This window comes from Dechloromonas sp. ARDL1 (assembly GCF_051122455.1).
In the GTDB taxonomy this organism is placed as follows: Bacteria; Pseudomonadota; Gammaproteobacteria; order Burkholderiales; family Rhodocyclaceae; genus Azonexus.
Genome location: NZ_CP168939.1, coordinates 4,056,279 through 4,068,529, shown reverse-complemented (window position 1 = coordinate 4,068,529; position 12,251 = coordinate 4,056,279). Strand labels below are relative to the sequence as shown.

Genomic DNA, 12,251 nt, shown 5'->3' with positions numbered 1-12,251 from the left:
TATAGCCTCTATTATAAATACATATAAAAATCATTGACTTATGTCAACTTGATCATAACTCACAAGGGGAGAATCCGGACATCAAGTTTTCAAACAAGGGAGAACAAGCCATGAAACATCGCGTCAAATGCAGCGTCCTGATCGTGCTGGCCGGACTCAGCCTGCACCTTTCCGCCCAGGCTGCCAACCAGGAACCGATCCAGCCAATCCAGCCGGCCAAGGTGACCAACCCGGCCTTGGTCGAACTGGGAAAGAAACTCTATTTCGATCCGCGCCTGTCCAAATCCGGCTTCATTTCGTGTAACTCCTGCCACAACCTGTCGATGGGCGGCACCGACAACATCAAGACATCGATCGGTCACAACTGGCAGGAAGGCCCGATCAACGCCCCGACCGTACTCAATTCCAGCCTCAACCTTGCCCAGTTCTGGGATGGCCGTGCCGCCGACCTCAAGGCACAGGCCGGTGGCCCCATCGCCAATCCGGGCGAAATGGCATTTACCCACACGCTGGCAATCAACGTACTGCAATCCATCCCGGCTTATGTCACCGACTTCGACAAGGCCTTCGGCAAGAAACAGATCGACATCGACATGGTCACCAAGGCCATCGCCGCCTTCGAGGAAACGCTGGTCACCCCGAACTCCCGTTTCGACAAATGGCTCAAGGGCGACAAGAAAGCCCTGAGCAAGAACGAACTGGAAGGCTACAAGCTATTCAAGGAGACGGGCTGCGTCGCCTGTCACAACGGCCCGGCCGTCGGCGGCAACTCCTTCCAGAAGATGGGTCAGGTCGAACCGTACAAGGCCTCCAGCCCGGCCGAGGGACGCTCGGCGGTTACCGGCAAGGACGCCGACCGCTTCAACTTCAAGGTACCGACCTTGCGCAATGTCGAAATGACCTATCCGTACTTCCATGACGGTGCCGCCAACACCCTGCCGGAAGCTGTCGACACCATGGCCCGCATCCAACTCGGCAAGAAGTTCACGGCGGAAGAAAACGCCAAGGTCGTTGCCTTCCTGAAAACGCTGACCGGCGACCAGCCGAGCTTCAAGTTGCCCATCTTGCCGCCGTCCTCCGACGCCACGCCGCGCCCGACGCCGTTCGAGAAAAAGTGATCCGCATCCACACCAGGAAACGGGGGCCATGCCCCCGTTTTTTCCGTCCGTTTTTGTTTGATGATCATCAATCTGCCGCTACACTTGCGCGTTCATAATTTGGGCCTGATTTCTTTCGGTTTTTCCCCTGATGCTTGAAGCTGACAATCTGGAATGCGTGCGCGGCGAGCGCCGCCTGTTCGCAGGCCTTGGCTTCAAACTGGAAGCAGGGGAACTGCTCTATCTGCAAGGCAAGAATGGGGCCGGCAAGACCAGCTTGCTGCGCATGATCATCGGCCTTTTGCCACCCGAAACCGGTGAAATTCGCTGGAAAGGGAAATCCATCCGCCGCAATGGTGACGAATTCCGTGCCGATCTCTGCTATCTCGGCCACCTGAATGCCATCAAGGAAGAGCTGACCCCGCTCGAAAATCTGCTCGCCTCGGCCCATCTGGCCGATGAAGCGCTATCCGAGGACGACGCCCTCGATGCGCTGGAACAGGTCGGACTCGCCGGCCGCGAGGATCTCGCCTGCAAATACCTGTCGCAGGGCCAGAAGCGCCGTGTCGCGCTGGCCCGCCTGGTCAAGGAGCGTCGTCCGCTATGGGTGCTCGACGAACCCTTCGTCGCCCTCGACGTCGCCGCCGTCGACTGGCTGGCCGGCATCATCTCCGCCCACCTGCAACGCGGCGGCCTTGCGGTGATGACGACGCACCAGCTGGTCGCCATCCCGGCCGGCACCGTACGCGAACTGAAACTGAGCTGATACCGCGATGCTGAAAATCATCCTCGCCGTCGTCGGCCGAGACCTCAAGCTGGCCATGCGCCGCCAGGCGGACATCGTCTCCGCGCTCTTCTTCTTCGTCATTGTGGTCAGCCTCTTCCCGCTCGGCATCGGCCCGGAACCCGACCTGCTGCGCAAATTGGCACCCGGCGTCCTGTGGGTTGCCGCCCTTCTCGCCACCATGCTGTCGCTCCCCCGCCTGTTCGCCGACGATCACCGCGACGGTACGCTCGAACAATTGGCCCTTGCTCCGCACCCGCTCGGCCTGGTCGTTACCGGCAAAGTGATTGCTCACTGGCTGGTTTCCGGCCTGCCGCTGGCGCTGATCGCCCCCGTGCTCGGTATCCAGTTCGACTTGTCGACCGACGCACTCCTCGTCCTCACCGGCGCCATCCTGCTCGGCACGCCGGCACTCTCCGGCATCGGCGCCATCGGCGCGGCACTGACCCTCGGCCTGCGCGGCGGCGGCGTCCTGCTGTCGCTACTGGTTCTACCGCTCTACATACCGGTGTTAATATTCGGCGCTGGTGCGGTTGACGCGACGGTGTCCGGGCTCGGGGGAGAAGGACACCTGTCATTGCTCGCCGCCATGACCTTTGCCTCACTCGGCTTCGCCCCCTGGGCCTCGGCCGCCGCCCTGAAGATCGCCCTCGAATGAAAGATCGCTTCAATCTCTACCGCTTTGCCTCGCCGGTCACGTTCTACCCGCTGGCCGGCAAGGCGATCCCGTGGTTCATCGCCGCCTCGGTGCTGTTCGGACTGGCCGGGCTCTACCTCGGCATGCTCGTTGCCCCCACCGACTTCCAGCAGGGCGAGGGCTACCGCATCATCTTCATCCACGTCCCGGCCTCCTGGATGTCGATGTTCATCTATCTCGTCATGGCCTTCTGGGCTGCCATCGGGCTGGCCTTCAACACCCGCCTGTCGGGCATGATGGCCCAGGCCCTGGCCCCGACCGGCGCCCTGATGGCCTTCCTGTCCCTGTGGACCGGCGCCCTGTGGGGCAAACCGATGTGGGGCACGTGGTGGGTGTGGGATGCCCGCCTGACCTCCGAACTGATCCTCCTCTTCCTCTACATCGGCTACATGGCGCTCACCGCCGCCATCGACGACCCGCGCCGCGCCGACAAGGCCGGCGGCCTGCTGCTGCTCGTCGGCGTCGTCAACGTGCCGATCATCTACTTCTCGGTCAAATGGTGGAACACCCTGCACCAAGGCTCCAGCGTCAATCTCACCAAGTCGTCGATGGCCACCACCATGCTCTACGGCATGCTGCTCATGGCCCTGTGCTTCTGGATGTATTCGATCGCCGTCGCCCTGATGCGGGCGCGCACCATCATGCTCGAACGCGAGCGGCACACCGACTGGGTCAAGGCCGAACTGGAAGGGGCAGGCCAATGATCTACTGGAACAGTTTTTCCGATTTCCTGGCCATGGGCGGCTATGGCCTCTACGTCTGGGGTTCCTTCGGCGTCACCGTGTTGATCATGGCGGTTGAACCGATCGTCGTCGCCCGCAATCAAAAGGCCACCAAATCCCGTCTGAAGCGCCAGATCCGCGCAGAAAGCAGAAGCACAGAATGAAGACCCGTCACAAGAAACTCGCGCTGATCGGCGGCGCCCTGGCCATTCTCGGCATCATCGCCGCCCTGGTCCTCAATGCCCTGAACAGCAACATCGCCCTGTACATCTCGCCAACCGATGTCGCCGCCGGCAAAGCGCCCGTCGGCAAGCCCTTCCGCATCGGCGGACTGGTCAAGGAGGGCAGCGTGGCCCGCGAGGCCGACGGCGTGACCGTTCGCTTCATCGTCACCGATACTGCCAAGGACATCACGGTCAATTACAAGGGCATCCTGCCGGACCTGTTCAAGGAAGGCAAAGGCGTCGTTGCCCAGGGCAAGATGACCGATGCCGGCACCTTCAGCGCCAGCGAAGTGCTCGCCAAGCACGACGAGAACTACATGCCGCCGGAAGCCGCCAAGGCGGTCGACGACGCCCAGAAGGCGGCGAACAAGCATGTTTCGCCGTCATCGCTCGGCCAGCCGAAAGCGAGCTACTGAATGATCCCTGAACTCGGCCATTTCGCCCTCATTCTTTCCGCACTGGTTGCCCTGATCCTCGGCACCCTGCCGTTGATCGGCGCCCACACCAACCGCATGGCCTGGGTCGCCGTTGCCCGCCCGGCTGCCACGGCCATGGCATTGCTGGTCACCTTTTCCTTTGCCTGCCTGACCCAAGCCTTCGTCGCCAACGATTTCTCGGTGGTCTACGTCGCCCAGCACTCCAACTCGCTGCTCCCCATTCAATACCGCATCGCCGGCGTCTGGGGCGGCCACGAAGGCTCACTGCTGCTGTGGATTCTGATGCTCACCTGGTGGGCCTTCCTGGTCGCCATGCTGTCGCGCCAGCTGCCGGAAGCCATGGTCGCCCGCGTCCTCGGTACGCTCGGCCTGGTCGGCTTCGGCTTCCTGCTCTTCATCCTGCTCACCTCCAATCCGTTCGAACGCTTGCTGCCTGCGGCCGCCGAAGGGCGCGACCTGAACCCCCTGCTGCAGGACCCCGGCCTGGTCATTCATCCGCCCTTGCTGTACATGGGCTACGTCGGTTTCTCGGTGGCCTTTGCCTTCGCCATCGCCGCGCTGCTCTCCGGCAAGCTTGACGCCGCCTGGGCGCGCTGGTCGCGCCCGTGGACCATGGCCGCCTGGATCTTCCTGACCCTGGGCATTGCCATGGGTTCATGGTGGGCCTATTACGAACTGGGTTGGGGCGGCTGGTGGTTCTGGGATCCGGTCGAAAACGCCTCATTCATGCCTTGGCTGATCGGTACGGCGCTGATCCATTCGCTCGCTGTCACTGAAAAACGCGGCAGCTTCAAGAACTGGACCGTGCTGCTCGCCATCTCCGCCTTTTCGCTGTCGCTGCTCGGCACCTTTCTGGTTCGCTCCGGCGTACTCACCTCCGTGCACGCCTTCGCGACCGATCCGCGCCGCGGCATCTTCATCCTGATATTTCTGGTGGCCGTGATCGGCTCGTCGCTCGCGCTGTTCGCCGCCCGTGCGCCCAAGGTCGGCCTCGGCGGACGTTTCGGGCTGGTTTCGCGCGAATCGCTGCTGCTCACCAACAACGTGCTGCTCGTCGTCGCCTGCGCCACGGTGCTGCTCGGCACGCTGTATCCGCTGCTCATCGACGCGCTCGGGGTCGGCAAGATTTCGGTCGGCCCGCCGTATTTCAACGCGGTTTTCGTACCGGTCATGACGCCGATCCTGTTCCTGATGGGGGTCGGCCCCTTTGCCCGCTGGAAGGAAGCCTCCATTCCCGAGATCGCCAAGACCGTCAAATGGGCGCTGGTCGTCGGCGCGCTCGTCGCCATCGTGCTGCCGCTCCTTTACGGCCAGTGGCATGCGATGACCGCCCTCGGCCTGTTGCTGGCCGCCTGGATCGTCGCCACCGCCATCCTCAATTTCGTCGAACGCGTTCGCCACACGCGCGCCGGCCGCAGTTTCGTCGCCACAGCACTGAGCCAACCGCGCACCTTCGTCGGCATGCACCTCGCCCACATCGGCATCGCCGTCTTCGTCGTCGGCGTCACCATGGTCGGCAGCTACCAGGACGAAAAGGACATCAAGTTGGCACCCGGCCAATCGGTCGACGTCGCTGGCTACCACTTCACCTTCAATGGCGTGAAGGCCGTCGAAGGTCCGAATTACGTGGCAGCTCAGGGCGATTTCGATCTGGCGGTGGACGGCAAGTTCGTCCGCAAGATGAATCCGGAAAAACGCAACTATCACTCGTCGGCCATGCCGATGACCGAAGCCTCGATTGACGCCGGCTTCCTGCGTGACGTCTACGTCTCGCTCGGCGAACCGATCGACCGCGACAAGCCGGAAGGCGAGTGGGCCGTCCGCGTCTATTACAAACCTTTTGTCGACTGGATCTGGGGCGGCTGCGTTCTGATGTCGCTCGGCGGCTTGATCGCCATGCTCGACCGTCGCTATCGCGTCAGGGCTCGCGCCGCAGCCCCCGTTTCTGCCGGAACCCAACAAGCATGAACCGTTACTACTGGATTCTCGGCGGCTTTGCCGCCCTCGTCGCCCTGCTCGCCGTCGGACTCAACCTGAATCCGCGCGACGTACCGTCGCCACTGGTCGGCAAACCAGCGCCCGCCTTTACGCTGTTCCAGCTCGCCGAGCCGGAAAAGACCTTGTCGCCCAAGGACATGCAAGGCAAGGCCTGGCTGTTCAACGTCTGGGCATCGTGGTGTGTCTCCTGCCGCCAGGAACACCCGATCCTCGTCGAGTTCTCGAAGAAGGTCGACGTGCCGTTGATCGGCCTGAATTACAAGGAAGTGCGCGGCGATGGCGGTTTCGACATGAGCAAGATGCCGGCCGACGAGGAAAAGAAGCTGGCCTGGCAGCGCGCCAACCAGTGGCTGTCGCAGCACGGCAATCCCTACACGCTGACAGTGATGGACCTTGATGGCCGCGTTGGCATTGATTACGGCGTCTATGGCGTGCCGGAAACCTACGTCATCGACAAGGCCGGCGTCATCCGCATGAAGCATACCGGTCCGATCACGCCGGAAATTCTGGCCAAGAAGATCATGCCGCTACTTGCCGAGCTGAACAAATGAAGCGCCTGTTCGCCATACTGGCCACCATCCTGGCCTTCAGCCTGCATTTGAACGCCACGCCCGCGCTGGCCTCCAGCGCGACGGAAGCCGCCCTGGCTGACGACCCGGTGGCAGAAAAGCGCCTGACCAAGCTGTCTGAGGAATTGCGCTGTCTGGTCTGCCAGAACCAGAACATTGCTGATTCGAACGCCGAGCTCGCCCAGGACTTGCGCCGTGAGATTCGCGGCATGATCAAGGAAGGCAAGAGCGACAAGGAAATCATCGATTTCATGGTTGCCCGCTACGGCGACTTTGTCCTCTACCGCCCGCCGGTGCAGGGCAACACCCTGCTCCTCTGGATCGGCCCGATCGCCCTGCTCGTCTTCGGTCTGGCCGCCCTGATCGCCTACCAGCGCCGCCGCGCCGAACGCGTCGCCGCCGAAGACAAACCGCTCTCAGCCGATGAAGCCAGCCGCGCCGAAGCGCTGCTCAAGGAACTCGACAACAAATGACTCAGTTCGCCCTGTTTGCCACCCTGCTCATCGTGGTGGTTGCCGCCTTCATCCTGCCGCCGCTGTGGCTTGGCCTGCGCGCCCCCAAAGCCAGGGCCGATCGCAAGACAGCCAACCTCGCCATCTTCCGCGACCAGCTGGCGGAACTCGAACGAGAGAAGGCCGAAGGCTCGCTGGCCGACGGCGATTTCGAGCAGGCCCGGCAAGAGCTGCAGCGCCGCTTGCTCGACGAAGTCGAGCCCGCCGCCAGCGAAAGCGCCACGGCTTCGCATGCACCCAGTCGCAAGACCGCTATTGCCCTTCTCCTGCTGCTGCCCATCCTGGGCCTGACCGGCTATTCCATCCTCGGCAACCCGCAAGCCCTCGACCCCGAACAGACCGCGCCCAAGCCGCAAATGACGCAGGAACAGATCGAAGGCATGGTCGCCAAGCTGGCCGAGCGCCTGAAGGCCAATCCGGACGATCCGAAGGGTTGGCTGATGCTGGCCCGCTCGTACAAGTCCATGGGCCGCTACGCTGAAGCCGTGGAAGCCTTCGACAAAGCCGAAGCCGTGGTGAACGAGGAGCCCGACCTGCTGGCTGCCTACGCCGAAACCATCGCCATGGCGGCAGGCAAGGGACTCAAAGGCAAGCCGACCCAGTTGGTCGAAAAGGCACTCAAGCTTGACCCCAAGCACGCGCACAGCCTATTCCTGGCGGGTGCCGCGGCCATGGAGCGGGGCGATAGCAAGCAAGGCATTGCCTACTGGGAAGCCTTGTTGCCGCAAGTCGAACCGGGCTCCGACATCGACCAGATGCTGCGTAGCGGCATCGACAAGATGAAGGCCGGCAAGTAGGGAGGCCACGGGCGTGGTCGACCTGTCCCGCCGGGCTTTTTTCCGCGGCCGGCCGCGCCCTAAATCCGAACTGCGTCCGCCCTGGGCTTTGGCCGAGGGCGATTTCATCGATGCCTGCACCCGCTGCAACGACTGCGTCGCGGCTTGCCCGACGCACATCCTGATTGCCGGCGACGGCGGCTACCCGAGCGTCGAATTCCGCGAAGGCGAATGCACCTTCTGCGGCGATTGCGTCGCCGTCTGCCAGCCCAATGCCCTGCATCGTACCGAGGATCAGCCGGCCTGGCCTTACAAGGCCATTGTCAGCGAAGACTGTCTGCCGAGGCAGGGTGTCGAATGCCGGGTCTGCGGCGACTTCTGCGATGCCCGCGCCATTCGCTTCCCGCCACGACTGGGCGGTAGCCCGCTCCCCGAGATCACCAGCGAAAGATGCACTGGCTGCGGCGCCTGCGTCGCGCCCTGCCCGACGCTTGCCATGACGGTCAAGCTTCCTCCTGCGGGTTGATTCCGGGCGTTTGAACCAGCGGCGGGGGGGAAAACCCCAGCTCGATCATTTCGGTTTCCAGCTTGATGCGCAGGATCAGAAGACCTTGCAGGCTTTCCCGCGCCTTGTCCGCGGCCCAGTCATCGTGATGCTGCTTGAGGCAAGCCTCGATTTCATGGTGCTTGCTCAAATCCACACGACATAGTGCGGCATAGCGCCGAATTTCGTTGTCCAGATCGCGCAATTCGCGATCATAATGTTCAAATCCGCTCATTTTTCCGCTTTCCGGAGAATATCCATGACCTGGTTCAAGCTGCCCGAGCCCCGCGCCGACCTCAAGCTGGCCTTTCATGACCTGCCTTCCGCCAAGACCTGGCTGGCCAATCAACCCCAGGCCCAGCCAGCCCACATACTGAATGCCATCGGTGAACAGATCAATGCCATCGAAGCATCGACCCTGTCCCCCGCCTTGGCCGTCGACTTGCTCAATCTGCTCCGCTCGGCGGCCGTCCCGGGGCAGGATACCATCGAGGTGCGCTTTGTCCGCAAACCCCTGCCGATGGCCGCTGAAGACGAACGCTCATTCGAGCTGGCGCAAAAATTGTGGCTCAATCTTGGCATCGCCTATCTGCGCCTGGCCCCACACTTCCCTCCGAACGGCAAGTGCCTGCCACTGCTCCGTGCCGCCTGCGCGTTCAGGATGGCGCAATACTGTTATTTCCAGGCGGCGCGACAATGTCCGCAACTGATTGACCGCCTGCTGTTCGCCGTCCTCGATCAAGCCGAAAGCAGCGGTGTTCTGCTCCACCCGCTGCCCGATCCCGATTTTCGTCACCTCGGCGAATCCCATATTGGCGGACACCTGGCCTGGGCCTTCATGCTGCGCCTGATCGATCCCTATCGCCTATCGGCTGCGCAACTTGTCGTTGCCAACCGAGCCATCAGCCGATGGCGCGAACTGGTGGTTTTTCAACGGACGCCCGATGACGACCCGAAGGCCCATTCGGTCGACCTGGCGTCGTTATTTGGTGGCCCGCTTCCAGAAAGCGTGCCGCGCTGGATGGAGGTACGCAAGGTCGAGCGAAAGATCGCGCAACGCATTGTCGCGCTCCAGGCCGGCGAGAACCCGGAATCGCTGAAACTGGGGCGTGAATTGTCGGGGAGCGCTTGCATACGGCTGCTCCATGAACTCGAATCCAGCCTCGAAAGCACCATCAGGACAGCATCAACGGAAATCGGCGAAATCGAACTGGCTTTCGGCCCTGAAAATGCCTTCTCCATCCTGACCGGAGAATCCCTCAATCCCAGCGGCTCGCTGGAAAGCGGCGGTGCCAACCTGGCCCATCAGCGCGTGGCCATGTTTGGCTTTGATCGCGCATCGACACTGCCTACCACCGTCAAAAAGCTGAATGTACCGAGCGAAAAGTGGACCTTGGTGGACGGCAAGGCGGTTCGTGCCCAGGACGTCGAAGGCGGACGTCGCCTGGCACCGTGCCTCGTTGCCGCAGTACGCGCCGAAAAACCCTGCCTCGGTGTCCTTTACGCGCTTCAGGCCCTGTCCAGCGGAGCGCTGAGTGCCGAGCTAAGCTGGTTTCCCGAACCGATCGAAGCCGGCAGACTCGTCCGTTCGAGCGCCCAGGAACGAACCCAGGCACTGACACCGGCCTTCCTGATGCACGATGGCGAGTGCTACTCCTTGCTCGCTCCCGCCAACGCAGCCGTACGCCTGAATATCGGACTCGGTTTTCAGAGTACCGCCGGAACGCCGCCAAGCCGCCTGCTCCCCACCGAGGTACTGGAACGCGGTATCGACTTCGTTCGCTACGCAGTCAATTGGCAATAAAAAGCCCGCCGGTTGGCGGGCTTGCGCGGTGAAACCCTGGCAGCTGGCAGCGCCCCGGACCGGACGATCACTCGAACTCGATGATGACCTGATCCACCGACAGGCTTTCGCCGACGGCAGCGGAAATTTTCTTCACCTTGCAGTCCTGCTCGGCCTTGAGGATGTTTTCCATCTTCATGGCTTCGATGACGGCCAGCTTCTCGCCAGCCTTCACTTCCTGACCGACCTTGACCGCGACTTCGCGCAGCAGGCCCGGCATCGGAGAAAGCAGGAACTTGGAGAGGTCGGGGGCCGGCTTCTCGGGCATCAGGGCCAGCAGTTCGGCTGCACGGGCGCTCATGATCATGAAGTCGGCACGATTACCCCAGTGGAACAGGCTGTACTTGGTCTTGTGCCGCTCGACCTGCAGGGTGAACGGAACCCCGTTGCAGGTACCGTTGAACAGCGATTCGCCCAGTTTCCAGTCAGACAGCAGTTCGTAGGACTTGCCGTCGTACTCGACATGGTAGCCGCCCGGAACCGGGCGTGCCGTCACAGGGTGATTCTCCTTCTTGTCGCCATTGAGACGAACCACCATCCACTGGTCGCCCACGATACGCTCATGGCCCTGCATCTGGCCGGTAATCGAAGCCGAGCGGTCGGTGTAGGCACGATAGACATAGGCAGCGACGGAGACCAGCAGCGCCGGATCATCATGCGGCACCATCGAGGCATCGAAGCCCGTCGGGTAGTGCTTGGGAATGAAGCCGGTGTCGAAAATGCCCGAATGGAAAACCGGGTGCTGCATCAGCGCGGCCTGGAACGGGATATTCGACGAAATACCGCGGATGACGAAGGCGTTCAGCGCGTCGCGCATGCGAGCGATGGCGGTCGCGCGGTCCTTGCCGTGCACGATCAGCTTGGCGATCATCGAGTCGTAGAACATCGAAATTTCGCCACCGTCGTAAACACCGGTATCGACGCGCGTCGTGCCGTTGGCGTCGCTGGTTTCCTTCGGCGGCTGGAACTTCACCAGACGGCCGGTGGACGGCAGGAAGCCGCGGAACGGGTCTTCGGCGTTGATCCGGCACTCCATCGACCAGCCGTTGATCGTCACATCAGCCTGGGTCAGCGGCAGCTTTTCGCCGTAGGCGACGCGGATCATCTGCTCGACGAGATCGAGGCCGGTGATCAGTTCGGTGACCGGGTGCTCGACCTGCAGACGTGTGTTCATTTCCAGGAAGTAGAACTCCTTGGTCGCACCGGACACGACGAACTCGACCGTGCCGGCCGATTCGTAATTCACGGCACGGGCCAGCGCCACGGCCTGTTCGCCCATCGCCTTGCGCATCTCGGGATCGACGAAGGGGCTCGGCGCCTCCTCGATGACCTTCTGGTGGCGACGCTGGATCGAGCAGTCGCGCTCGTTCAGGTACACGTAGTTGCCGTGCGAATCGCCCAGCACCTGAATTTCGATGTGACGCGGCTCGAGCACGTACTTTTCGATGAAGACGCGGTCGTCCCCGAAGGAGTTGCGGGCTTCGTTGACGCAGGAGGAGAAGCCTTCGTGGGCTTCGGCATCGTTGTAGGCAACGCGCAGACCCTTGCCGCCGCCGCCGGCGGAAGCCTTGATCATCACCGGATAGCCGATGCTCTGGGCGATCTTGACGGCTTCGTCCGGACCGGCGATGGCATCGTTGTAACCCGGGATGGTGTTGACCTTGGCTTCGATGGCCAGCTTCTTGGACTCGATCTTGTCGCCCATCTTGGCGACGGAGTAGTGCTTCGGACCGATGAACTTGATGCCTTCCTCTTCCAGACGACGGGAGAAGGTGGCGTTCTCGGACAGGAAGCCGTAACCCGGGTGGACAGCCTGAGCACCGGTCTGCTTGCAGGCAGCGATGATCTTGTCCATGACCAGATAGGACTCTTTCGAGGCGGCCGGGCCGATACAGACGGCTTCGTCAGCCAGGTCGACGTGCAGCGCATCCTTGTCGGCTTCCGAATAGACGGCAACCGTCTTGATACCCATCTTGCGGGCGGTCTTGATGACGCGACAGGCGATTTCGCCGCGGTTTGCGATCAGAATCTTGGTGAACATTTTCCTT

General features: G+C 62.2%; 14 protein-coding genes. 12 read left to right on the top strand and 2 right to left on the bottom strand.

The window, feature by feature from the left end; genetic code table 11:
- The first annotated feature begins 110 nt into the window (after nt 1–110).
- The 11 genes from AB6Q56_RS20140 to napF all read left to right on the top strand — a co-directional run bounded on the left by AB6Q56_RS20140 (nt 111) and on the right by napF (nt 8,342).
- Entirely contained in the window at nt 111–1,118 is a 1,008-nt protein-coding gene (locus AB6Q56_RS20140) for a cytochrome-c peroxidase (protein ID WP_434514803.1), read from the top strand.
- A 130-nt stretch (nt 1,119–1,248) separates the two neighbouring features.
- Nucleotides 1,249–1,863, top strand: coding sequence for a cytochrome c biogenesis heme-transporting ATPase CcmA (ccmA, locus tag AB6Q56_RS20135; protein ID WP_434514802.1), 615 nt, complete (start codon nt 1,249–1,251; stop codon nt 1,861–1,863).
- A gap of 7 nt (nt 1,864–1,870) precedes the next feature.
- Nucleotides 1,871–2,539, top strand: coding sequence for a heme exporter protein CcmB (gene ccmB, locus AB6Q56_RS20130; RefSeq protein WP_434514801.1), 669 nt, complete (start codon nt 1,871–1,873; stop codon nt 2,537–2,539).
- Nucleotides 2,536–3,282, top strand: a complete 747-nt coding sequence (gene ccmC / locus AB6Q56_RS20125) for a heme ABC transporter permease CcmC (RefSeq protein WP_434514800.1) — start codon at nt 2,536–2,538, stop codon at nt 3,280–3,282. The genes ccmB and ccmC overlap by 4 nt, the downstream gene beginning before the upstream one ends.
- Entirely contained in the window at nt 3,279–3,464 is a 186-nt protein-coding gene (ccmD, locus tag AB6Q56_RS20120) for a heme exporter protein CcmD (RefSeq protein ID WP_434514799.1), read from the top strand. The genes ccmC and ccmD overlap by 4 nt, the downstream gene beginning before the upstream one ends.
- Nucleotides 3,461–3,940 (top strand): cytochrome c maturation protein CcmE, encoded by a 480-nt coding sequence (ccmE, locus tag AB6Q56_RS20115; RefSeq protein WP_434514798.1) that lies wholly within the window; start codon nt 3,461–3,463, stop codon nt 3,938–3,940. Before ccmD ends, ccmE begins: the two co-directional genes overlap by 4 nt.
- Entirely contained in the window at nt 3,941–5,929 is a 1,989-nt protein-coding gene (locus tag AB6Q56_RS20110; RefSeq protein ID WP_434514797.1) for a heme lyase CcmF/NrfE family subunit, read from the top strand.
- Entirely contained in the window at nt 5,926–6,510 is a 585-nt protein-coding gene (locus AB6Q56_RS20105) for a DsbE family thiol:disulfide interchange protein (protein WP_434514796.1), read from the top strand. Before AB6Q56_RS20110 ends, AB6Q56_RS20105 begins: the two co-directional genes overlap by 4 nt.
- Nucleotides 6,507–7,001 (top strand): cytochrome c-type biogenesis protein, encoded by a 495-nt coding sequence (locus AB6Q56_RS20100; RefSeq protein WP_434514795.1) that lies wholly within the window; start codon nt 6,507–6,509, stop codon nt 6,999–7,001. The genes AB6Q56_RS20105 and AB6Q56_RS20100 overlap by 4 nt, the downstream gene beginning before the upstream one ends.
- Entirely contained in the window at nt 6,998–7,837 is an 840-nt protein-coding gene (ccmI, locus tag AB6Q56_RS20095) for a c-type cytochrome biogenesis protein CcmI (protein ID WP_434514794.1), read from the top strand. The genes AB6Q56_RS20100 and ccmI overlap by 4 nt, the downstream gene beginning before the upstream one ends.
- 13 nt (nt 7,838–7,850) lie before the next feature.
- Nucleotides 7,851–8,342 (top strand): ferredoxin-type protein NapF, encoded by a 492-nt coding sequence (gene napF, locus AB6Q56_RS20090; protein ID WP_434514793.1) that lies wholly within the window; start codon nt 7,851–7,853, stop codon nt 8,340–8,342.
- Here napF and AB6Q56_RS20085 read toward each other — a convergent pair.
- Entirely contained in the window at nt 8,320–8,673 is a 354-nt protein-coding gene (locus tag AB6Q56_RS20085) for a hypothetical protein (protein WP_434514792.1), read from the bottom strand. The genes napF and AB6Q56_RS20085 overlap by 23 nt on opposite strands.
- On the opposite strand from AB6Q56_RS20085, the gene AB6Q56_RS20080 reads away from it, so the two are divergent.
- Complete coding sequence (locus AB6Q56_RS20080; RefSeq protein ID WP_434514791.1) at nt 8,620–10,164, top strand: hypothetical protein; 1,545 nt, start codon at nt 8,620–8,622, stop codon at nt 10,162–10,164. The genes AB6Q56_RS20085 and AB6Q56_RS20080 overlap by 54 nt on opposite strands.
- Before the next feature lie 67 nt (nt 10,165–10,231).
- Here AB6Q56_RS20080 and AB6Q56_RS20075 read toward each other — a convergent pair whose 3' ends face one another.
- Entirely contained in the window at nt 10,232–12,244 is a 2,013-nt protein-coding gene (locus AB6Q56_RS20075; protein WP_434514790.1) for an acetyl-CoA carboxylase biotin carboxylase subunit, read from the bottom strand.
- Between the last annotated feature and the right edge of the window lie 7 nt (nt 12,245–12,251).